This is a genomic window from Deferrivibrio essentukiensis, assembly GCF_020480685.1.
GTDB lineage: Bacteria > Chrysiogenota > Deferribacteres > Deferribacterales > Deferrivibrionaceae > Deferrivibrio > Deferrivibrio essentukiensis.
On sequence record NZ_JAJAFU010000001.1, the window covers coordinates 178,050 to 201,778 of the forward strand.

Annotated in this window: 23 protein-coding genes; 22 read left to right on the plus strand and 1 reads right to left on the minus strand. The window is 35.1% G+C overall.

All coding sequences use genetic code 11. The features are described 5' to 3' along the window. The first annotated feature begins 4 nt into the window (after positions 1–4). The 16 genes from LF845_RS00870 to LF845_RS00945 all read left to right on the plus strand — a co-directional run bounded on the left by LF845_RS00870 (position 5) and on the right by LF845_RS00945 (position 15,536). Complete coding sequence (locus tag LF845_RS00870) at positions 5–949, plus strand: DNA adenine methylase (protein ID WP_242819095.1); 945 nt, start codon at positions 5–7, stop codon at positions 947–949. Further along, the gene (locus LF845_RS00875; RefSeq protein WP_242819096.1) at positions 909–1,520 is read left to right on the plus strand and encodes an MvaI/BcnI family restriction endonuclease; all 612 of its coding nucleotides are present in this window, start codon (positions 909–911) and stop codon (positions 1,518–1,520) included. Before LF845_RS00870 ends, LF845_RS00875 begins: the two co-directional genes overlap by 41 nt. After that, entirely contained in the window at positions 1,513–2,391 is an 879-nt protein-coding gene (locus LF845_RS00880; protein WP_242819097.1) for a DNA-methyltransferase, read from the plus strand. Before LF845_RS00875 ends, LF845_RS00880 begins: the two co-directional genes overlap by 8 nt. Before the next feature lie 129 nt (positions 2,392–2,520). After that, positions 2,521–3,318 (plus strand): DUF72 domain-containing protein, encoded by a 798-nt coding sequence (locus tag LF845_RS00885; protein WP_242819098.1) that lies wholly within the window; start codon positions 2,521–2,523, stop codon positions 3,316–3,318. Next, entirely contained in the window at positions 3,311–4,597 is a 1,287-nt protein-coding gene (locus LF845_RS00890; protein ID WP_242819099.1) for an aspartate aminotransferase family protein, read from the plus strand. Before LF845_RS00885 ends, LF845_RS00890 begins: the two co-directional genes overlap by 8 nt. Continuing rightward, positions 4,597–4,872, plus strand: coding sequence for an EscU/YscU/HrcU family type III secretion system export apparatus switch protein (locus LF845_RS00895; protein WP_242819100.1), 276 nt, complete (start codon positions 4,597–4,599; stop codon positions 4,870–4,872). The genes LF845_RS00890 and LF845_RS00895 overlap by 1 nt, the downstream gene beginning before the upstream one ends. Before the next feature lie 113 nt (positions 4,873–4,985). Next, positions 4,986–5,636 carry a peroxiredoxin-like family protein gene (locus LF845_RS00900; protein ID WP_242819101.1) on the plus strand — a complete coding sequence of 217 codons (651 nt, stop codon included), beginning with the start codon at positions 4,986–4,988 and terminating at the stop codon, positions 5,634–5,636. Between the two features lie 67 nt (positions 5,637–5,703). Continuing rightward, on the plus strand, positions 5,704–6,735 hold the full coding sequence (locus tag LF845_RS00905; RefSeq protein ID WP_242819102.1) for an AI-2E family transporter: 1,032 nt from the start codon (positions 5,704–5,706) through the stop codon (positions 6,733–6,735). Between the two features lie 78 nt (positions 6,736–6,813). After that, positions 6,814–7,560 (plus strand): histidine utilization repressor, encoded by a 747-nt coding sequence (gene hutC, locus LF845_RS00910; RefSeq protein WP_242819103.1) that lies wholly within the window; start codon positions 6,814–6,816, stop codon positions 7,558–7,560. After that, positions 7,557–9,122 (plus strand): histidine ammonia-lyase, encoded by a 1,566-nt coding sequence (gene hutH, locus LF845_RS00915; protein WP_242819104.1) that lies wholly within the window; start codon positions 7,557–7,559, stop codon positions 9,120–9,122. Before hutC ends, hutH begins: the two co-directional genes overlap by 4 nt. Continuing rightward, a complete protein-coding gene (gene hutU, locus LF845_RS00920; protein ID WP_242819105.1) occupies positions 9,100–10,770 on the plus strand; it encodes a urocanate hydratase in 1,671 nt (556 codons plus the stop codon). Before hutH ends, hutU begins: the two co-directional genes overlap by 23 nt. A 3-nt stretch (positions 10,771–10,773) precedes the next feature. Further along, a complete protein-coding gene (hutG, locus tag LF845_RS00925; RefSeq protein WP_242819106.1) occupies positions 10,774–11,715 on the plus strand; it encodes a formimidoylglutamase in 942 nt (313 codons plus the stop codon). Then, positions 11,712–12,941: an imidazolonepropionase gene (gene hutI / locus LF845_RS00930; RefSeq protein ID WP_242819107.1), complete on the plus strand. Its 1,230-nt coding sequence runs from the start codon at positions 11,712–11,714 to the stop codon at positions 12,939–12,941. Before hutG ends, hutI begins: the two co-directional genes overlap by 4 nt. Positions 12,942–13,061: 120 nt before the next feature. Further along, a complete protein-coding gene (locus LF845_RS00935; RefSeq protein WP_242819108.1) occupies positions 13,062–14,228 on the plus strand; it encodes a permease in 1,167 nt (388 codons plus the stop codon). Further along, positions 14,209–15,216 carry a cation diffusion facilitator family transporter gene (locus tag LF845_RS00940; protein ID WP_242819109.1) on the plus strand — a complete coding sequence of 336 codons (1,008 nt, stop codon included), beginning with the start codon at positions 14,209–14,211 and terminating at the stop codon, positions 15,214–15,216. The genes LF845_RS00935 and LF845_RS00940 overlap by 20 nt, the downstream gene beginning before the upstream one ends. A 74-nt stretch (positions 15,217–15,290) precedes the next feature. Continuing rightward, positions 15,291–15,536: a thioredoxin family protein gene (locus tag LF845_RS00945; protein WP_242819110.1), complete on the plus strand. Its 246-nt coding sequence runs from the start codon at positions 15,291–15,293 to the stop codon at positions 15,534–15,536. 122 nt (positions 15,537–15,658) lie between these two features. On the opposite strand, the gene LF845_RS00950 is transcribed toward LF845_RS00945, so the two are convergent. Beyond that, positions 15,659–17,071, minus strand: a complete 1,413-nt coding sequence (locus LF845_RS00950; protein WP_242819111.1) for a nitronate monooxygenase — start codon at positions 17,069–17,071, stop codon at positions 15,659–15,661. 270 nt (positions 17,072–17,341) lie between these two features. Here LF845_RS00950 and LF845_RS00955 point away from each other — a divergent pair, with 270 nt between their 5' ends. From LF845_RS00955 to LF845_RS11980, 6 genes are all read left to right on the plus strand, one after another. Further along, positions 17,342–19,882, plus strand: coding sequence for a molybdopterin-dependent oxidoreductase (locus LF845_RS00955; RefSeq protein WP_242819112.1), 2,541 nt, complete (start codon positions 17,342–17,344; stop codon positions 19,880–19,882). Between the two features lie 11 nt (positions 19,883–19,893). Next, positions 19,894–20,646: a 4Fe-4S dicluster domain-containing protein gene (locus LF845_RS00960; protein ID WP_242819113.1), complete on the plus strand. Its 753-nt coding sequence runs from the start codon at positions 19,894–19,896 to the stop codon at positions 20,644–20,646. A 67-nt stretch (positions 20,647–20,713) separates the two neighbouring features. Then, on the plus strand, positions 20,714–21,304 hold the full coding sequence (locus tag LF845_RS00965) for a TorD/DmsD family molecular chaperone (RefSeq protein WP_242819114.1): 591 nt from the start codon (positions 20,714–20,716) through the stop codon (positions 21,302–21,304). A 53-nt stretch (positions 21,305–21,357) separates the two neighbouring features. Then, positions 21,358–21,555, plus strand: a complete 198-nt coding sequence (locus LF845_RS00970; RefSeq protein WP_242819115.1) for a hypothetical protein — start codon at positions 21,358–21,360, stop codon at positions 21,553–21,555. Continuing rightward, positions 21,542–22,396 carry a substrate-binding domain-containing protein gene (locus tag LF845_RS00975; RefSeq protein ID WP_242819116.1) on the plus strand — a complete coding sequence of 285 codons (855 nt, stop codon included), beginning with the start codon at positions 21,542–21,544 and terminating at the stop codon, positions 22,394–22,396. Before LF845_RS00970 ends, LF845_RS00975 begins: the two co-directional genes overlap by 14 nt. Further along, a complete protein-coding gene (locus LF845_RS11980; RefSeq protein WP_242819117.1) occupies positions 22,359–23,729 on the plus strand; it encodes an ATP-binding protein in 1,371 nt (456 codons plus the stop codon). The genes LF845_RS00975 and LF845_RS11980 overlap by 38 nt, the downstream gene beginning before the upstream one ends.

Consider the following 23,729-nt stretch of genomic DNA (forward strand, 5'->3'; position numbering starts at 1 on the left):
TGCAATGGCAAAACCATTTGTTAAATGGGCGGGCGGGAAATCTCAGCTTTTAGATGAAATTGGTAAAACAATACCTGCCTGCTTTAAATACAAAAAATTTACTTTTATTGAGCCTTTTGTTGGTGGAGGTGCAGTTTTATTTTATATGATTGAAAATTATCCCGAATTGGAAAAAATAGTTATAAATGATATTAATTCTGATTTGATAAGTACTTACAATGTAATAAAAAATGATATAAATGAACTGATTTTAGTCTTGAAAGAATTGGAAAAAGAATATCACTTACTTGAAGACAATTTAGATGCAAAAAAACATTTTTATTATTCAAAAAGGGACGAATTTAATATGCGAGGTTCAAAACCAACTATGCAGGCAGCTTTGTTTATTTTTCTGAACCGCACATGTTTTAATGGTTTATATCGTGTAAACCGTAAAAATGAATTTAACGTTCCTATAGGTAGTTACAAAAAGCCCATGATTTGCGATGAGGAAAATTTAAGAGCAGTAAATAAAGCATTACAAAAAGTAATTATATTAAATGAAGATTTTGAAGAAACATTGAAATATGCTGAGGAGGAAACTTTATTTTATTTTGACCCTCCATACAAACCTTTAAGTAAAACCTCCAGTTTTAATTCTTATTCAAAAGAAGAGTTTGACGATGCGGCTCAAATAAGACTCTCTAATTTTTGTAAAAAATTAGATTCTTTAGGTTATTGTTGGATTTTAAGCAATTCCGATGTAAAAGGAAAAAATCCGAACGACAACTTTTTTGATGACTTATACAGTGAATTTCATATAAAAAGGGTGTTTGCAAGAAGGAATATAAACTCAAATCCGGATAAAAGAGGAGAATTGACAGAACTGTTAATAACAAATTTTTCTTTAAATGAAATGGAGCTTATGGATGGACAGAGAAAAAGCACATTTACTACTTCAGGAACTTAAAGGTAAGGATTTAAGAGAATTAGCTAAGAGTTATGATGTAACCGTATTTAAAAATGGGAAGAAAAATAAAGGTTGGGCTGGCCATGTTATAGAGCATTACCTAGGTTTACCTATTAATTCAGCTCAATCTCCTAACTTTGGCTCATGGGAGTTAAAAACAATATCTTTAAAAAAACTTAAAAACGGAAATTTAACAATCAAAGAAACTATGGCAATTACCATGATTGATCCGTTTAATGTTAAGAATACACCATTTGAAGAAAGTCATTTACTGGCAAAAATGAAGAAAATACTGATACTATCCAGAATATGGGAGGGTGTTAATGAGCCGGCTTCTGTGGTATATGGAATACATACATTCAATATTGAAAACGATGAAATATATGCACAAATTAAAGAAGACTATGAATTGGTAAGAAAGACGATTATAGATAAAGGGTTTGATGCATTGAGTGGTAAAATGGGAAAATTTGTCCAGCCTAGAACAAAAGGTGCCGGTCATGGTTCAACTTCACGAGCTTTTTATGCTAGGGTTCCTTTTTTAAAAAAAGTAATATTGTTAAATGATTAAACCATATTTCAAATCAAAAGACAAAGCATTTATTTTACTACACGGTGATGTGTTTGAACTTTTACCGCAATTTGACTTTAAATTTGATATGGTTTTTGCCGACCCACCTTATTTTTTGTCTAATGATGGGCTGACTATAAAAAACGGGAAAATAACGAGTGTTAATAAAGGGGAATGGGATAAATCAAAGGGTTTTAAATTCGTTAATGATTTTAATCGAAGGTGGCTAGAGCTTATTCGAGATAAAATGAAAGAGGACGCTACTATCTGGATAAGTGGCACTATTCATAATGTTTTTAGTATTGGGCAAATTTTAACTGAGCTTGATTTTAAAATATTAAATGTAATTACTTGGCAAAAAACAAATCCGCCTCCAAATTTTTCATGTCGTTATTTTACTCACTCAACAGAGCAGATAATTTGGGCAAGAAAAAATGCAAAAGTGCCGCATTATTTCAATTATGAATTAATGAAAGAATTAAATAACGGAAAGCAAATGACAGATGTATGGAGATTACCTGCTATTGCAAAGTGGGAAAAAACTTGTGGCAAACACCCAACACAAAAACCATTATCTGTATTAACACGAATAATTCTTGCTTCAACCAAACAAGATGCTTGGATTTTAGATCCATTTACTGGAAGTAGTACAACAGGAATTGCTGCGAATATATTAAATAGAAAATTTTTGGGGATTGATATTGAGGAAGAATATCTTGAAATAAGTAAAAATAGAAAAATTGAAATAGAAAATGAAACAATATTGAATGAATATAGAAAAAAACTGCAAGGGTTTAAAAATGAAAATCAGCTGGAAAGTTGCTTGCTAAGAGAGCCTATTGAAGAATATGATTTAGATTTACCTTTATAATTCAGTGATGATAAGAATAGTTATTGATTTTGTTATGGTAAATTGAGGTAAGATATGCAATAGTTTAAAACTTCTGTTGATTATTTCACTCAAAAGTAATAAATGATTCAAAAAAAATAAGGATGTAATATGGGAAAAACACAATATATTCAGGACACGCCGCTTTATGTTGGCACAAGCGGATACAAGTATGATGACTGGAAAGGGACATTTTATCCCCAAAATGTATCAAATTATGATATGTTAAATGAGTACTGTAAATATTTTAACTTTTTAGAGCTTACCTATACTTTTTATAAGATGCCAATTTTAAAAACTACTATGAGTATTGCTGAAAGGTTGAAAGGGAATACCAAAGTATCCATCAGAATAAATAAGATATTTATGAAAGGGAAATATACGGCAGATGATTTAAAAGAGTTTAAAGATGCTGTGGCCCCGTTGTTAAAAGAAGATATAGGGATAGCGTATCTGTGTGATTTTAGTACAAAATTTTCTGCTTCAAAGGCAAATTTTGAACTGATGCTTAAGCTGAAAGATGATTTTAATGAGTTACCTATATTTTTTGAGCTGCCAAGCAGGACTTGGTATAAAGAAAGATATTTGGAAGATATGAGGACACATTCTCTGGGCTTGGTTGTTGTAGACATGCCTAAAACAACAGGATTTGCGCCATATTATCCTGTAACAACAAACAGTAATACTTATTTTAGACTTTATGGTAGAAGCAATCTTTGGATGATTCCTGAAGAGAAGATTTTAAACTACTCTTACAAAGAGGAAGAGCTTCAGAAAGTTTATGAAGATATAAGAAAGCTTAGTATCGTTTCTAATAATGTGTTTGTTTCATTTTGCAATCTTGAAAATGGCAGAGCAGCAGTCAATGCGCTGTATTTTGCCGATATGGCGGGGAAAAAAGATGAATAAAATTTACAAAAAATATTCTGCAAAATTTTTTGAATCGGGGCAGCTTTTCAATGAAAAGTTTTTGAATATTTTTCCCGGCGGTGTTTGTCACGATATAAGGTTTTTTGAACCTTTCCCTTTTGTGATAAAGAAATCCAAAGGCCCTTATATATATTCTATTGAAGGTAACAGGTTGATAGATTTATGGATGGGACACTATGCAAATATCCTTGGTCATTGTGATAAAAATCTTTTAAAGCAAGTGATTCAGGCAGAAAAAAATGGATGGCATACAGGTATTATAAATGAATATCAGTTAAAGTTGGCAGAGTCAGTTAAATCAGCAATCCCTGAAGTTGAAAAACTAAGGTTTTGTACTTCAGGGACAGAGGCCACAATGTACGCCACAAGACTTGCAAGGGCATACACTGAGAAGAGTATCGTTGTTAAAATTAAAGGTGGCTGGCACGGTGGTAATTCTGACCTTGCATATCAGGTAAAGCCTCCATTTGAAAACAGATGTGATGAAACTGTTGCAATCCCCTTTAATAACATTGATGAGTCAAGTAAAATTTTGAATGCAATAAAACAGAAAGTTGCATGTATTATAATTGAGCCTGTGTTGGGTGCTGGCGGTGGTATTGCTGCGGATGAAAAATATCTTAAATTCTTAAGAAAATTTTGCGACGAAAATGGCAGTGTTTTGATTTTTGATGAGACTATTACAGGGTTTAGATTCAGGTACGGTAGTATTTCTGAGGTGTTTGGTGTGTCGCCCGATATGATTACAATGGGTAAAATCATTGGTGGCGGTTTTCCGATTGGGTGTTACGGTGGTAAAAAAGAGATAATGGAGTTGATATTAACCAAAAAGGTTATTACCGGTGGCGGTACATTTTCTGCAACTGTGCCTGCTATGGTTGCAGGGGTAACAACACTAAAGCAGCTAAAATATCTTAATTATGATGAACTGAATAAATCGGGTGAAAATCTTATAGGTGCGGTATCGGAAATTGTCAAAAACCTTAAAATAAATGCCCTTGTCAAGGGCTACAGGTCACTTTTTTCTATCTCATTTTTTGAAAAAGGATTTAGCCTCAACGATTTTTCAGTTGGTAATATTTTGAGTAATGAGTCTTCTCGACTTGATAATCTTTTTAAGGTAATTTTAATCAATAATGGCATATACACAATGCATGGTGGTGGCGCCTTGTCGTTTTCTCATATTGAAAGAAAACTCGAAAAGAAAATTGCCGATATATATTTGAAATCTCTAAAAGAATATAAAAAGTTTGCCTAATGAAATTTACAAGAAAAAAAGCTACGGCACTAAAATATGACCCTGAAAAAAATAAAGCTCCGGTGGTTACTGCCAAAGGTCAGGGGTATGTGGCTGAAGAGATACTAAAGCGTGCCCGTGAGCACGGAATTGAGATAAAAGAAGACCCAAATCTTGTAGAAGCACTTTCCAAAATAGAAATTTATACTGAGATACCGGAAGAGCTTTACAAGGCAGTAGCTTTGATATTGTCTGAAGTTTATAAAATCAACGAAAAATTTAGAAGAAAAGTTTGATTCTTGTTTAACGTGTTTTTTTAATCTTTATCCTACTAAATTTATATGTTTACTTTTTAAAATTTGCTCATATATTTTATCAACATAACAAATACAAATGATTGAGGTTAAATATGGATTTGAATAGCATGTTGGCAAATTTTAAACAAGAAAGGCTTAAAGAGATTCCAGATGAAATCAAATTAATAATGAAAAAAGCGACTGATGATTTGGTGGCATCCAAAATAGAGGAAAAATTGCCAAAAGTTGGGAGTAAAGCCATAGATTTCACGCTGAAGAATCATTTGGGGAAAGAATTCAAATTGTCAGAAGCTGTAAAAAACAGATTTGTTATTTTGACTTTCTATAGAGGTGGCTGGTGTCCATATTGCAATCTGCAGCTTAATTATCTTAATAGCAGACTTGATGAATTTAATTCTGTAAATGCTGACCTTGTGGCCGTATCCCCCGAGTTGCCAGATTTTGCTGACAAAACCATTGACAGACACGGATTAAAGTTTCAGGTATTATCTGATGTAGGGAATAAAGTTGCAAAGAAGTATAATCTTGTGTTCAAACTTCCTGATGAATTGGTTGCTCTATACTTAAAACTTGGGCATAATTTAAGTGCATATAATGGAAATGAAAATGCTGAAATACCAGTGCCTGCAACTTTTGTAATAAACAGCGATATGAGAATTAGTTACAGTTTTGGTAAGGCTGACTATACAGTTAGGGCTGAGCCTGATGAAATAATTGAAGCTATAAAAAGGGAGACAGTGTAGTTATTTTGACTTTGAAAGATATTTTTTTGATGTTTATTTACTTTAAATATGCTAAAATTATTTTGCTATGCGGACAGTTAAAATTGAAGTCAGTCTAAAACAGATTTTTTTGCTGGTGTTCCTTTTCTTGTTATTTGTTGTTGTCAATAAATTAAAAGATATAGTAACCACTTTTGCCATATCAATACTACTTGCTTATTTATTTGACCCGTTAATTGATTATTTGGAAAAAAAGAGGATGGGGCGTACTTTTGCAATTGTAGCTGTGTTTTTAATATTTTCATTAATTCTTGCTATGGTTGTTATATTTGTATTGCCTATTTTGTATTCTGAGCTTCTGACAATAATTAATAATTTTCCGAAATATTTTCAGATTTTTTCCGCAAAGATTGAAACCTACGCTAAAAATATAAACCCTGAATTTGATATAAATATGCTTAAAGATTTTGTTTTAGGAAAGTTTGATGTACTGTCAAAGTTTTTATTCTCCTTTACAAAGAATTTTACGTCCTCGGTTTATACGTTTGTTCAGTCTTTTTTTAATTTTATGATTATACCTATATTGGTTTTTTATTTTTTGAAAGATTTTGATTTGATAAAAGATAAATTTTTTAAAATCGCCAACAAAAATTTTGGAAACTTGAATATAGAGAATTCATTTTATGAGTTTAATGAAATTATCAGCAGGTATTTTAGAGGTCAGCTGTTTGTAGTCACTTTTCTCGGGATAAGTTACTCAGCTTTGCTGGTAATTGTGGGGGTAGATGGCGGACTTTTGATAGGAGTAATATCGGGGATACTAAGCTTTATCCCTTATTTCGGGTTTTTGTTTGGTTTTGTTTCTTCAATTGTAATGTCTTATTTGCAATTTGGTGATTTCTTTCACCCTCTGTATATCATAATAGGTTTTACCGTGATTCAATTTATAGAAAGTAATATTGTTACGCCTAAATTTGTTGGTGAATCTTTGGGACTTCATCCTACTGCTGTGATATTTGCTTTGATGGTGGGGGGCTATCTTTTGGGGCTTGGCGGGATGATTTTTTCTTTACCGGTAGCAGCATTCCTCAAAATTTATCTTAAAAGAAAATTTGTGTAATACAATCAATACTTAAAAAAGCTTATTGACGTTCTTTGTTAACTTGTATATACAAGTATATACAAGTTAGGAGTGTTTATGATTCCAAGTTATGTTAAAATAAAAAAATTTATTGTTGATAGTATTCAATCTGCCAGCTTGAAACCAGGAGACAGAGTATTTTCAGAAAATGAGCTCGCAAAAAAATTTAAAGTCAGTCGGATGACTGCAAATAAAGCGATAAATGAGCTTGTGTCGGATGGTTTCTTAGTGAGAATTCAAGGGAAAGGGACTTATGTGGCAGGTGAAAGCAGAGTCTCAGAAATTTTGGAAATTAAAAATATCAAAGAGGAGATAACCCAACTTGGCAAAAAATACTCAATTAAAGTTTATGAGATAGAGGATATAAAAGCAGCCTCAAGTATCAGTAAAATAATGGGGTTAAAAGCCGGGGAAAGGGTATATCGCGGAATATTTGTACATTTGGCTGATGGTGTCCCTTTTCAGTTTGAAGAAAGGTATGTTAATAAAAAACTGGTACCTGATTTTATAAAATGTGATTTTTTTATTGAAACTCCCCACGAATATCTTATGAAAACTATACCGCTAAGTGAGGCAGAGCACATAGTGCAGGCAGTATTGCCGGATAAAGATGTTAGCCAGCTTTTAGGTATATCTTTAAATACCCCTTGTCTGTGTCTTACACGTCGAACATGGTTTGATGATACAATAGTTACATATGCAAGATTTATTTCGCCTGGAGACAGGTACAAAATAGGCACTAAGTTTAAGTTTAATCAGCATGGCTCAATTGTAAGAAAATCGGTTAATTTGGAGGCAAAATGAAAAAGTTTTATTTAGGTAAAGACAAACTCACCCTTTTTATTATCAATAAGATACTAAATAAAGACGTTGTGTTGGAGATTTCAGAGGAAGTTAAAGAGAAGATTGAAAAATCATATCGTGCTACACAGACGGCAGCTGCAAGAGAAAACCCTGTATATGGTGTTAATACAGGCTTTGGCCCCCTATGTTCTACTAAGATTTCAACATCTGAAACGGTTAAACTCCAATACAATATTTTAAAAAGCCATAGTGCGGGAGTGGGTGATAATTTGCCAGATGATATTGTTAAGATTATGCTTATTCTAAAAGCTCATTCTTTATCTTTTGGATACTCAGGTGTGAATATTGATACTATAAAAAGGATGTTGTGGTTTGTGGAAAATGATGTTTTCCCTGTTGTGCCATGTCAAGGCTCGGTAGGAGCTTCTGGTGATTTAGCTCCGCTTGCTCATCTATTTTTGCCTTTGATAGGTCAGGGGCAGGTAAAATATAATGGTAAAGTTTGTGATACTTTTGAAGTGTATAGCAAGTTCGGCTTAAACCCTGTTGAATTGGGGCCTAAAGAAGGGTTGGCATTAATCAACGGGACACAATTTATGGCGGCTTTTGGTGTAAAGTCCCTGCTTAGAATGAATAATCTTCTTGATAATGCTGATATAATAGGAGCGATGTCCTTGGAGGCACTTATGGGCTCTGTCAAACCTTTTGAAGAAAGGCTACATAAATTAAGAGCCTATGTAGGTTGTCTTTATGTAGCGCACAGATTTAGAAAGCTGCTTGAAGGCTCAGAGATATTGAAAGCGCATGAATATTGCGATAGGGTGCAAGATCCATATTCACTAAGATGCATCCCGCAGGTTCATGGTGCTTCACGAAATGCCTATCTGCATATGAAAGATATCGTTTTGACTGAAATAAACTCTGTAACGGATAATCCTATTATTTTCGGAGAGGATGATATAATTAGTGGAGGTAATTTTCACGGTCAGCCTATAGCACTTCCAATGGATTATGCTTGTTTTGCTATGAGTGAAATCGGCAATATTTCAGATAGAAGGATATATTTGCTTCTTGAAGGGAAAGTGGGGTTACCAAAACTATTAATGAAAGATACTGGGATAAATTCCGGTTTTATGATTCCACAGTATACATCTGCAGCCCTTGTGACTGAGAATAAAACACTATGCTTCCCTGCCAGTGCTGACAGTGTGCCAACATCACTTGGACAGGAAGACCATGTGAGTATGGGTTCAATAAGTGGAAGGAAGCTTGATAAAGTGCTTGATAACTTGGAGAATATTTTGGCAGTTGAACTTCTGTGTGCTGCCCAGGCCTTTGATTTTAGAAGACCTTTAAAATCGAGCATATTTTTGGAAGAGTGTCACGAAGTTGTGAGAAAAATAATTGATCACGCCGATGAGGACAGAATATTTGCTGAAGACCTGAAAAAAGCGGCAGATATAATCAGGCAAGGATTGATGGTGAGTGTAACGGAAGAGATAGCAAAAACGAAGAATATAGATTTAAAAGGGGGATTTGATGAGTTATTTGGAATTTATTAAGAGATATGCAAATCATCCGGAGTACAAAGCTCCTACAGGTGATAAGCTTAATGCAAAATCATGGCAAACGGAAGCACCTTTACGCATGCTTTTGAATAATCTTGATAGAGAAGTGGCGGAAGACCCTGCAAATCTCATAGTTTATGGCGGGACTGGACAGGCGGCAAGAAACCCGGAAGCTTTAAAAAATATCATAAACATCTTGCTGGAGCTTGATAATGAACACAGTTTGTTAGTCCAGTCGGGTAAGCCTGTTGGCGTGGTGAGGACTCACGAAGAAGCACCAAGAGTACTTATTGCCAACAGCAATTTAGTCCCGAAGTGGGCTGATTGGGAATATTTTAATCAACTTAAAGAAAGAGGGCTGATTATGTATGGTCAGATGACCGCTGGAAGCTGGATTTACATAGGTTCTCAAGGAATTTTACAAGGGACTTATGAAACTTTTGTAGAATGTGGGAATAAATATTTTAATGGTGATTTGAGAGGTAAGCTTCTTGTTACAGGGGGATTAGGTGGAATGGGTGGCGCTCAGCCTTTGGCTGCTACTTTGGCAGGTGCAACATTTTTGGGGATAGATGTTGACCCTGAAAGAATTAAAAAAAGACTTGATACAAAGTATTTGGACGTGATGACCGAGTCCTATGAGGAAGCAGTCAAACTTGTATTAGATGCTAAAACACAGAAAAAATCCATCTCCGTAGGACTTGTGGGAAATGCCGCTGATGTATTGGAAAAACTGCTAGAGGATGGGATAATCCCTGAAATAGTAACTGATCAGACATCTGCCCATGACCCAGTAAATGGGTATGTCCCATCAGGTATGAGTCTAAAAGAGGCGTTTGAGCTTAGAAAAAATGACCCGAAGAAATATAGGGAATTATCCATTAGGACTATTGCCCGTCACGTAACTGCTATGCTTAAAATGAAAAAGAGAGGGAGTATAGTTTTCGATTATGGTAATAATATAAGAGAATTTGCTAAAGAGGGAGGAGTGCAAAATGCGTTTGAATTTAACGGCTTTGTCCCTGAGTTTGTAAGACCACTTTTTTGTGAAGGTAAAGGACCTTTCAGGTGGGCTGCATTATCCGGCGACCCGGAAGATATTTATGTGACTGACAGGGCTTTAATTGAAGCTTTTCCCGAAAATAAACACATGATTCACTGGCTTGAAGAGGCACAGAAAAAGATTACTTTTCAAGGTCTGCCCAGTAGAATTTGCTGGCTTGGCTTAGGTGAAAGGGAGAAAGCCGGGCTAATATTTAATAAGCTTGTAAAGACCGGCAAGGTAAAAGCGCCGATTGTTATTGGTAGAGACCATCTTGATTGTGGCTCTGTAGCCTCTCCTAATAGAGAAACTGAAGGGATGAAGGACGGAAGTGATGCCATTTCTGACTGGCCGCTTTTAAATTTAATGTCAAATACAGCCGGCGGAGCCACATGGGTATCTTTTCACCACGGCGGAGGCGTCGGTATAGGTTACTCTCAGCATGCAGGGATGGTTATTTTGGCTGATGGTACAGAGAGAGCTGAGCGCTGCATTAGGCGCGTCCTTTTTAATGACCCTGCTATGGGAATCTTTAGACACGCAGATGCGGGTTATGAAAAAGCGATAGAAGTAGGTAACAGATTTGGGATTTTGGGGTAAGCTGTGGCTAAGTATATCAATAACTTATTTGAATGGAAAGGTAGAGTGGACTCTGCCGACAATAGGCTTGCTTTTAGATGGCATCAGGTGATTAGTAACATTGACTTAATGGAAGCTGATTTTGATTTGAAAAATACGGTAGTTATAATCGGATTTTGTTGTGATGAAGGTGTTAAAAGGAATAAAGGGAGAATAGGTGCAAAAGATGCTCCGAAAACAATAAGAAATATGCTTTCGTCTCTGCCATGGCATTTTGATAAATTAAAGATTTGTGATGCCGGGGATATAGTTGTGGATGAAGATTTGGAGAAAGGGCAAGCATTACTTGGTAGTCTTGTAAAAAAAATTAAAGATTTTGGTGGATTCCCTGTTGTTTTGGGGGGTGGACATGAGGTTGCTTATGGCACTTACAAGGGGATTAAAGAGCACTCCCCTGCAATAATTAATTTTGATGCACATTTTGACAATCGCCCATTTGAAGACACTGTTTCCTCGGGTACAATGTTTGCTCAAATTGCAGCTGAAACCGGCAGTGATTATAGATATTTTTGCTTAGGTGTTCAAAATTATTCCAATACAAAGGAGCTATTTAAAAGAAATATGGAATTTGGCGGCAAATTTTTAGAGGCAAGTCATGTGAAGATGAGGATAATGGATTCAACTTTTCAGTCTTTCGTAGATAAATCGGACAGACTTTATGTGACAGTATGTATGGATGTTTTTTCTCAAGCTTATGCCTGCGGAGTGAGCGCACCCAATCCTTTTGGCATTTGTCCTGATGATTTTGAATTTTATGCAAAAGAAATTTTCTGGTCAGGTAAAGTTACAGCGTTTGACATAGCAGAAGTAAATCCTGCATTTGATTTTGACAATCAAACGTCAAGGCTTGCTGCGGGCATAGTTTTTAAAGTAGCGGAATTTATAAGTAATTGGGGTTACAAATGAGAACTGTTGTTAAAAATATAGGGCAGCTTGTCACTCCGGTAAATCCAAAATTTGCCGTTAAAGATGAAGTTAAAAAGCTCAAGATACATGAAGATGTGAATTTGATAATAGAGGATGGCATATTTGTTGATATAACTGAAAAAGATGTAAAAGGGGATAATGAGATAGATGCATGTGGCAAGGTAGTATTGCCTGCATTTGCAGATCCTCACACTCATATCCCTTTTGTTGGCTCGAGAGAGAGAGAATTCAATGAAAGAATTTTGGGAAAATCGTATATGGAAATTGCAAAAGGTGGCGGAGGGATTAATTCAACCGTTGCTGCAGTAAGAGATGCGACCTTTGATGATTTGTATAACGCGGCAAAGAAAGACTTAGAGCTGCTGATAAAGCATGGTGTCGGCTCAGTAGAGATGAAAAGCGGATATGGGCTTGATTTGGAAACGGAGATAAAACAGCTTAAAGTTATAAACAAACTGAAATCTGAATATTTAGTAGATATAAAAGCTACTTTTATGGGTGCACATGAAATACCTTTGGAATATAAAGATAAAAAGGATGCATATATTGACAAAGTGATCAATGAAATGCTGCCAGAAGTCAAACGTAATGACTTGGCGGAATATGTGGATATTTTTTGTGAAAAAGATGTGTTTGAGATTGATGACTCAAGAAAAATCCTAACTGCTGCAAGTAAAATGGGGTTTAAGATAAGGATTCATGCTGATGAAATTTATCCTCTCGGCGGTTCAATTTTGTGTGCTGAATTTGATGCCGTCAGCGGAGAACATCTGGTAAAAATTAGCGATGAAAACATTCTAAGGCTGATTGATAAAGGGGTGGTATTTAATCTTCTTCCTGCTACTACGTTTTTTCTTATGTCAGATGAGTATGCCCCTGCAAGAAAGATATTGGAAAAAGGTGGGATAGTTGCACTCTCTACTGATTTAAATCCGGGTAGCTCTTACACTCACAATATATGTTTAGTGATGGCAATTGCTTGTTTGAAGATGAAGATGACAATGGAAGAGGCGATAAACGCTGTCACAATAAATGGTGCGTACTCTCTTGGTTTGTCGGACAAAACAGGCTCGATACATATTGGCAAACAAGCGGATTTTCTGATTTTTAATGCACCTGACTATAAGTATCTTGTTTACAATTTCGGCGTAAATAGGGTGGAAAAAGTATTTAAAAAAGGGGTAGAAATATACAGTCATGAATAGAATAAATTACTTCTTATTCTAAAATCAGGCCTTTTTAAATTATATTTCTATATATATAAAAATATCTTGACATTTTCCAAATCTTGAGTATTTTTGTCAGAAAAATGAAAGTGGTTTAGTATGAAGGAAAGGAATAAATTTCTTACATTACTTGGTATTTTTCTTTACGTATTTATAGTTGATTTTGATACACCAAAGGTTTCAGGTGCAATACTTGAAGGATTTTTCATGCTTCAGGAATATATTAGAGAGCATACGTTGACATGCCTTATCCCTGCTTTATTTATCGCAGGGGCTATGAGTGTGAAAGTTTCGCAGGCATCAGTAATAAAATATTTTGGTGCCGGGGCAAAAAAAGTGGTGTCATACGGAATTGCTTCAGTGTCAGGGGCAATTTTGGCTGTATGCTCATGCACTATTTTACCTTTGTTCACGGGGATATATTCCAGAGGCGCAGGGCTTGGTCCTGCAATAGCTTTTGTGTATTCCGGCCCTGCTATTAATATCTTAGCGATAGTCTTAACTGCAAGAGTGTTAGGTTATCAGATGGGTTTGGCAAGAGCTATCGGAGCTGTATCTTTTTCTATCGTAATAGGTCTATTGATGGCTTTAATATTCAGAAAAGAGGAAAAAGACAGGCAGGTAAATATCCCAAAAACCAATATTAAAAGCCAAAGTGGCTCGCCTGCCAAAACAATTATATTTTTTATCTCTATGATTGGTGTATTAATTTTTGCTACTTGGGCAAAGCCGATAGAAGAAGGGACACTGTTTGCCACAATTTATCATCTTAAATGGTATTTGACAGCAATCTCTTTGGCATTGGTGGTTATATTTTCATTTGTTTCATTGGATAAAGACGGGAGAATATCTTGGTTTGATGAGACATGGAGTTATTCTAAGCAAATCATACCACTTCTTTTCATAGGTGTGCTTGTCGCAGGATTTTTACTTGGAAGGCCGGGGCATGAAGGGATAATTCCTGCAAGATATGTGGAAGCGTTGGTAGGTGGAAATTCTGTTTTTGCAAACTTTTTCTCATCAATTGTAGGTGCTTTTATGTATTTTGCCACATTGACCGAGATTCCAATCTTGCAAGGCCTTATGGGTGCAGGAATGGGGAAAGGTCCTGCATTGGCATTGTTATTGTCCGGCCCTGCATTGAGCCTTCCTAATATGCTTGTAATAAGAAGTGTCATTGGCACTAAGAAAACTATTGTGTATGTTATTTTGGTAGTTATTATGTCAACTATTGCCGGAATAATTTATGGTAATTTTGCAGGGTAGTGTTATGATGAATGATAATGAAAAATTTCATGATGGGCATGATCATGATAATGAGCATTCGTGTGAAGGGCATCACCACAGCCATGATCATGATCACAATCACCACCATATTGATGTAAGTGAAGTATCTGCTCAAAAGCTTTTTTGGGTTATTTTGCTAAATTTTGGTATTACTTTTGCAGAGATTATTGGTGGGATAATTTCCGGAAGTTTATCATTAATATCCGATGCATTACATAATTTTAGTGATGCAATTGCGGTAATTATTAGTTATATTGCTCTAAAATTGGGCCAGAAAGAAAATTCTTTAAAACATACATTTGGACTTAAAAGGGCTGAAATTTTGGCTGCCCTTTTAAATTCAGCCGTACTTGTGGGTATATCTGTATTCCTTTTTTTCGAAGCTTTTAAGAAATTTTATTATCCGGAACCTATTTTGGGCTCTACAATGCTTACTATTGCCATAATCGGTCTTGTAGGTAATTTACTCAGTATATATTTTCTTGAGGCTGGAAGTCATGAAAATATGAATATTAAATCTGCTTATTTGCATATGCTTTCGGATGCTATATCTTCTGTGGCGGTTATACTGGGCGCACTTGGTATAATTTTCTTTAAAATTTACTGGATTGACCCGGTACTGACAATAATAATCGGTGTGTATGTACTAATTGAAAGTTTTAAAATATTGAAAAAATCTGTACATATTTTATTGGAAGGTACACCCGTGGATATATCAATTGAAGAGATTAAGAATATTGTCGAGCAGATAGATGGACTTAAAAATGTGCATCACATTCATATCTGGTCTGTGGGAGAAAAAGATATATTTTTTGAAGCGCATGCCGAGCTTGAGGACATGATGCTTAGCGATGCGGGAAAAATACGAAAAAAGGTTGAGGAAAAATTGTTAGAATATGGTATAAATCATGTTACTTTGCAGTTGGAAGTTGATGAGTGTGTAGAAAAGGGTATACTTTGTGGTTAATGTTTTTTTAAATTTAACTTATTTTTTTAGATATATTTTTATGATTCCACAAAAATAAAAACGAGAGGTGTAGAATGAGAATAAAAGTTTTAGGAACAGGCTGCAGAAATTGTGAAATTTTATACAACACAACATTAGCAGCCGTTGAACAATTAGGTCTGGAAGATGCTTCTGTTGAGTACGTTAAAGAGATGTCTGAGATAACTAAATATGTTATGTTTACTCCAGGCCTTGTGGTAGATGATGTTGTTGTGCACGAAGGGAAACCTTTGCCAAACATTGAGCAGGTAAAAGAGATTTTAAATCAGTATAGGGGTTAACCCCTTTTTTTGGGTAGTGTCAGAGTTACTGACGGTAAAAAGATTTGTCCAGACTGTTTTGAGTATTAAACAATTAAAGGGGTCTAAATAAAATGTAGACCCCTAAATGACTTATTGTAAGGTTAATTTTCAATATAGCTTTTTAATTGTATTGTAACATTTTTGGCTGAGGGCAATCCTTCATCTGGTAAGAAGTGAGAGATTAAACTTACACTATCCCCCAATGTTATAAGATATGGCTCTTGATAGCCATTTTTATAGGTATTTCCATATCCGATATTTGCAAGGAGAGCATTGCAAAGACATTTTCGTCCAACAGTTTCTTCAATTTTTCCGCCTTTCTTTAAATATTCATTTATCGGTTCAGCAGGGCATCTGTAACCTATATTTCCATTTTCATCCTTGTAAAGCTCTGCCAGATATCTTAAGTTGCAGACTCTCGGCCTATTGTCGTAGATATCCTGTTCGGATAACGTCCCTTTGATGCTAGCAACTTTAAAAGGGAAACCAGTTGGTGAAGCAAGAGGGTCTGTGAAAATATTAATCGTATTGTTTTTTATTTTATTTACTATTTCCAGTTTAATACTTTCATCAAAACCTGATTCACTGGTAAGTGCAAATATAGTCCCTACCTGTATTCCAGATGCGCCAGCTTCATCTATCGTTTTACTAATAATCTCAGGAGTAACAAAACTGCCCGCGAGAAAAAAAGGTATGTCTAATTCCTTGATTTTATTAAGATTTACAATGTCTTTGTCACCATAAACCGGGGAGCCATTATTGTGAAACACCCCTTTTACTCTTGGGGGAGCATTATGCCCTCCGGCAGAATAATTTTCAATTATAAGCCCGTCAATTTTGCCATTCGATTTTTTTATGAGTGTTGTTGCAAGTGTATTCGACGATACAATAGGAAAAAAGTAAGGGCGTTTTAGGTTTAATTGCTTGCCCATAAACTTTTCAGGGCTAAAATACATTTTATAAGAATTGTTACTTTCAGCACCGGTAACATATAGGCTTAATTCTGCATCAAGCCCGTTTGCAAACCTATCAAGAATACCAGGAATCTCCCTTGGAATACCTGCACCCATAATCACATAATCAACGCCTGCAAGCATTGCCCCGTAAAGTGAGTAGAGAGTAGGCATTTGCACTTTTTCAAGTAAATTGATGCCTACAGGGTTGTTGTGCCCCTCTTTAGCAAGATAAATCTCAACAAAATTTGCTGCCACAGTAAGCTCAATAAGTTCTTGATCTATATTAATAGAAAAGAAAGGTACTTGAGAATAACCACCTGCACTATTTTTTTTACCATAATATTTGTTTAAAATTTTATCGGCAATATCTTTTATTGGAAAATTAAGGAGCGCTCTTTTGGTGTCTTCATCTTTTTCATTTAATCTTCTAACCATTAAGTTATCAAGCACGGTAGATGAAACAACACCGAGCCCACCTGATATGGAAACGGATTTTGCCAATTTCCAGTTAGAGACTCCAACCCCCATACCGCCTTGTATAATCTTTGGATGATTCATTTTTTCCACCACTAATCTATGATTACCTAAATACTATAACTTCAATGAAATTCTCACAAGAAAAAAAGGTGAATTATTAATCAGATTCAGCAATCCCTTACGAAATGTAAAAATATTTTACTTATATTGTAAAGTTTCTTTACGGAGGTAAAAGTTTTTATTTATCATATTAAAGCTAATATCAGTACCTACAAGAAATAAATAATATAGAAAAAATGGCATACTAATTGCTTAACTCGTGATGACTACTCTTTGTAAGGAGGAATATGTATGCATATCAAAAGAAGAGATTTTATTAAGGCGACGGCAGCTGCGGGTGCCGTTTTGGCTGTTGGATGTGGTGCAAAAACTAATGCACTTAAACCGGCTGAAGCTAAAAAAATGGGTGATGTCGGAGAAAAGCCAGGTAAATGGGTATCTACAACATGCCAGGGGTGTACTACTTGGGATCCAATTCAAGTATTTGTTCAGGATGGAAGGGCTGTAAAAGTCAGAGGTAATCCTCACAGTAAAAGCAATCTGGGAACTTGCTGCCCAAGAGCACATATTGGTTTACAGCAGCTTTATGACCCTGACAGGGTTGTAACACCGATGAAAAGAACTAATCCTAAAAAAGGTAGAGGTGTTGACCCTAAATTTGTACCTATATCATGGGACGAAGCTTTAAATATGATTGCGGACAAAATGATGGAGCTTAGAAAAAATGGTGAAGCTCATAAATACATGCTCAATAGAGGAAGATATACCTACATGAGAGATATAATTTATGATGCTATGACCAAAATCTATGGCTCTCCTAATAATATTTCTCACAGTGCCCTTTGTGCTGAAGCAGAAAAAGCAGGTGCATTTTTTACTCAAGGTTACTGGGACTATAGAGATTATGATACAAAAAATACAGAGTATCTTCTAGTTTGGGGATTAGATCCTTTGGTTTCAAACAGACAAGTTGCATTAATGATTAAGCGTTTTCATGAAGTTCTTGACAGAGGAATTGTGACAGTTGTTGATCCTAAAATGGGACCTGCTGCAGCAAAGGCACATAATTGGCTGCCAATTCTTCCCGGAACTGACGGAGCTCTTGCCGTGGCACTGGCTCATGTGTTATTGACTGAAGGATTATGGAGTAAAGAGTTTGTTGGAGATTTCAAAGATGGTAAAAACAGATTTGTAAAAAACCAGACAGTTGATGAGTCCACCTTTGAAGAAAAGCATACTTACGGTCTTGTAAAATGGTGGAATATTGAGCTTAAAGATAAGACACCTGAGTGGGCTGAAAAAGAATGTGGTATCCCTGCTTCACAAATCTATAAAACTGCAAGAGAGATTGCAGCAAAAGCTCCAAAGGTATGTGTGTGGATGGGGCCTGGTGCTGCTATGCAGATTAGAGGTACATATTCTGCTATGGCAGTTCATGCTTTAAATGGCCTTTTAGGGTCAGCTGATGTTGAAGGTGGCGTACTGCAAAAGATGAAGCAAGTAGTAAATAAAATGCCTAAAGTTGATAAATATAAGGATGAAATAGCTAAAAAGAAATTCAAGAAAATTGACCAGAGAGGTTATCTTGAGTTTCCTGCATTAAATAAAGGTAAGCCAGGTGGCGGGGTTGTTACAAATAATGTTGCTACAGCAATGTTAAATAAAGACCCTTATGAAATTAAAATGTGTATAGGATATATGAACAATTTTGCTTTTTCTGGGACAGAAGGGCAAAGATGGGAAAAGGCATTTTCCAGTCCTGAACTGTTCTTTGTTCATTTGACTACGCATGCTTCAGAAATGACAATGTTTGCTGATATAGTGCTGCCTTGTGCAATTACTACATTTGAAAAATGGGGATATTTGAAGTCAATTGGTAATGCAAATGCCCAAGTTTGTCTTGTTCAGCCAGTGGTAGAGCCAATTTTTGATGTTAAGATTGATGAGACTGAGATTCCATATTTGTTGGCCAAGAAGTTTGCTGAGAGAGGATTTCCAAATCTTTTAAACTACTACAATAATGAGTTTAAAGATCCAGAGACAGGAAAATCTCCAACTAATGAGAAAGAATTTGCCCTTTATGCAGTAAAATATTACACAGCTCCATTGTGGGACGGAAAAAAGGAACCTTATGGGGATAAGATAAATGGCTGGAAAGATTTTACTGAAAAAGGTGTATGGAATACAGGGCCTTATAAATATAAGAGTCATTGGGACAAATTTAAAACTGAGACACATAAGTTTGAGTTTTACAGCAAGACTCTTGAGAAGGCTTTAACAGAGCATGCAAATAAACATAATGTAGATGTAGACAAAGTGATGGAAGTTACCAAATATGAAGCTCGAGGGGAACTTGCATTTGTACCTCATTATGAAAGACCTTTGAGGTATGGTAGCAAGGAAGAATATCCATTTACCTTCTTTGAGTATAAATCAAGACTTAACAGAGAGGGGCGCTCTCAAAATACTCCATGGTATCAGGAGTTTAGAAAGTGTGATATGAAAGATGTTCCTTGGGATGATGCTTTGAGAATCAATCCTGAAGATGCTAAGAAATTAGGTATAAAAGATGGAGATACTATAAAGGTAACTTCAGTGTTAGGAAGCTTTATAACAAAAGCAAACCTTTACCCGGGAATCAGACCAGGAACCGTTGCAAAAATGTATGGTCAGGGTCACTGGGCTTATGGAAGGGTTGCTACAGGTAAATTCGGTGTTGCTCCTACAAAAGGATTTAACAATAACGAATTAATGCCAGCGGAATATGACCGTATTTCTGGCTCTACCGCAAGAAATGGTGGTTTTGTTGGCGTAAAAATTGAGAAAGTATAAGGGGGTAAAATATGCCTAAATATGCAATGGTGATAGATTTAAAAAAATGTGTTGGCTGTGGGGCATGTGCAATTGCCTGTAAGACAGAAAATAATACACAGGAAAGAAAAAATGGTCAAAGCTATAACTGGGCTGACTTTTATATCAAAATGGAGGGAAGCTTTCCAAATGTAAAATATACTCCATATCCCGTGTTGTGTAATCACTGTTCAAAGGCAGCCTGTGTTGAGGCTTGCCCTGTGACTCCGAAAGCAATGTTCAAAACAAAAAATAATGTAACAATGCATAATGACGAACGTTGTATAGGTTGTCGCTCTTGTCAGGATGCTTGTCCTTATAGTGTTTGGGATCTTGACGAGGAAAAAGATGCTCAATATAGTGTAATTAGTTTCAATGTAGAAGGGGAAAAAGTTTTTGCAAACTACTCTGATACTACAAAGGTTGTCGCTGGTGCAGCCAGTGGTGCAGAAATTGCCAAAAGAACTGCAACTCCACCATACAAAACCGATTACAAACACCCTGATTACGAAGCTGTAAGAAAACCTGGAATTGTTGAAAAATGTATATTCTGCGATCATAGAACTCAAAATGGTGAATTACCTTACTGTGTGGTATCATGTCCATCTGGAGCAAGAGTATTTGGAGACTTGCAGGACAGCAATAGCGAAGTATCAAAGCTACTTAAGAAACATAAGGCTTACAGGCTTAAAGAGGAAGCAGGTACTGAACCTAATGTTTATTACATAAACAACTTTAAAATTTAATAAAAAAGTTCTATATTATTTCTCCGGCGGCTTGCAGCCGGAGAAATTTTGATATTAAGGAGAGATAATGAAAGATATTGATTGCCTGACGGAAGCGTCACATTTATTGTCTGTTTTATTTTATGAGCCGTCAGAAGTCTTTGTTGATGGCAATGAAGAATTTTTTAATGAATATGAAAATATTGTAAAAACATATTGCCCTGAATTTAACGGACTTTTTAAGAGGTTACGCAATTCGTTTTATGATGAAACATTTGAAAATTTGAGAGTTGATCATGCAGCTTTGTTTTTTGGACCATTCAAAAAGTTGGCATATCCCTATGGTTCTGTATATTTGGAAAGTGAACGATTGATAAATGGGGTTACAACAAAAGAGGTTGAAAAAATATATCTAAAAGCTGGAGTAGAGGTATATGAAGATCAGAAAACAGTTCCTGACCATATTGCTATTGAGCTTGAGTTCATCCATTTTATGCTTGTAAAAATTCAAACTGAGGGAGATGTTCAGGAGAATAAAGAGCTGCTTGATACATTTGTAAACAATTACTTTACGCCATTTGCAGATAAATTAGCTCAAGATATAATCGAAAAAGCTGAAACTGAGTTCTATAAAACAGTTGGAGAAATGTTAAAGCTTTTTGTTGAGAGAATAAAATGAAAAAAATGCTGTTTGAAGTAGATGGTATGGGGATAAAGGGTGGATTTTTATGAATGGGGTGTCCCGATGCCATAGTGCAGCATCTTGCCGGGTTGCAGGGTGTCAAAAATATAGACTTTGACATTAAATCCCGTATGTTTAGTATGGAAGCAGAAGATGACTTCGGTAAAGAAATTTTGAAGAGGGCACTTATTGATGTCTCCTTGCAGGAAAAAAGAGAATTTACTTTGAGCAGGTATGAAGAAATTTAGCTACATACTAATATTTAGTTTGTTTATAGTTACATTTTCATTTGCTGAAACCATAAAGTTTGGTGTTTCCTCAGTTATTTCTGCAGGAAATACCGTTTATTTGTATGAGAGACTTAACGAGTATATTTCAAAAAAACTTGGGCAAAATGTTGAGCTTGTAAGCAAAAAAAATTATTCAGAAATGAATGAGTTGATTGAGAATGCGGAGGTTGACATCGCAAGTGTGTGCTCGGGTGCAATTGCATTTTTGAAGGATGATTCATACGTGCTTTTGGCAATTCCTGTGGTAAACGGTAAGTCAAAATATCAGTCCTATTTTATTGTTAAAAAGGATTTTGATTATAAAGACTTAACATCATTAAAGGGTAAAACAATTGCCTTTACAGACAAGCTCTCATTTAGCGGTACTATTTATCCTTTGTACTTTTTTAATAACAATAACATCGATGTGGAAAATTATTTTTCAAACATTTATTTTACAGGTAATCACGATAAATCAATATATTTGGTAAGTAAAGGTGTGGTGGATATTGCACCGGTGGATAGTCTTATTTATGAACATGAAAAAATAGTCTCTCCTGAAGTTATTAATAATACAAAAGTGATATTTAAATCCCCTGATTTTCCTATCCCTCCTATTATTGCTTCAAAAAAAATAAATGTAAGATTATTAAATAGGATAAAAAGTATTTTGATTAATATGGACAAAGATGAAAAGGGAAGAAAGATTTTAAGGCAGTTAAATATTGACAGATTTGAAGATGGCCTTGGTTACGATTATTCAGATGTGATAAAGATTAGCCGTGAAGTCGAAAATTATAAAATTATTAATACCAAATAGCTTTAGAACGAGGGTAATTCTTCTTACCATCTTTGCGTCTTTTTTTACTTTATTAGTTACAATAACGCTATCTTATAGTTACAGCAAAAGGTTTTTAACCGAAACGGTAAATAATTCCATAAAGCAAAACGTATCCATATTAAATATAAAGCTTGGCGAAGCAATTATTTATAAAGATATCTACACAATGTTTACAATTGTGGAGTCTATTCAAAAATCATCTGATTACTTAAAAAATGTTTATCTATTTGATAAAGATATGAATTATATTACAGACGCTCTTGCAGCAAAGCAATATTCTGAGAAAGATAATAAGGCTAATTTGATAAAATTTCCTATAACAATTGGGGACAATCATGGTGTCGTGGGATATATTATTTATGAGATAAATCCTAGTTATATTATCGATGTGGCAATAAATGATAGTTTAAAGATTGGTGTTACAGAAATACTTACATTTATTTTTCTGCTTATTGTAGTAATATTTTTTACAAATTTACTTATAACTCCTATGCAAGTGTTAAATGAGTATGTTCAAAAGATGGATTTATCTAATCTGACTGAAGATATCAAATTACCCTGGTACTCTTCAAAAGAGATTCGTGATATTGCAAAAAATCTGACAGATATTTCAAGAAGGCTTGCAGAGGCAATTAATAAAAATATGGAGCAGGAAAAGAAGATTATGGCTAATTCAAAGATGGCTTCAATAGGTATGATGTCATCAGGGCTTGCCCATGAGTTGAAAAATCCTGCTATGACAGTGCTACTACTTGCTCAGACTCTTGCCAAAGAATTGGATGAAAGATATTCAAAAGATACCGAATATCTTATTCGTGAAACAAATAAGATTGTGAAAATCGTTAATGAATTTTTAGAAATTGCAAAGCCTATAAGCATTAAAAAGAGTGATGTTAAAGTAAGTGAAATACAAAAGGTTTTGGAAGACTATATTTACATCAACTACTCTGATAAACTTGAGTTAATATTTATTAACAATATAAAAAGTGACACTATATTTACTGATGGGGAAAAGGTAATAGAAATACTTATCAATCTTATAAATAATAGCTTTGAAGCTGCGGCTACAAGGGTAGAGATTGTTTTTGAAGACCAAGACAGCTATGTCTTAGTCGGTTTTCGTGATAATGGATTTGGGATAGATGAAGAGAATATTGATAAAATATTTTTACCGTTTTATACTACAAAGAAGACAGGGACAGGGCTTGGACTCTTTTATATTGAGTCCATAATAAATGCCCTAAATGGGCAGATAAATGTTTCTTCTAATGAATATGGGACTACTTTTATAATCAGGCTTACAAAGGAGTAG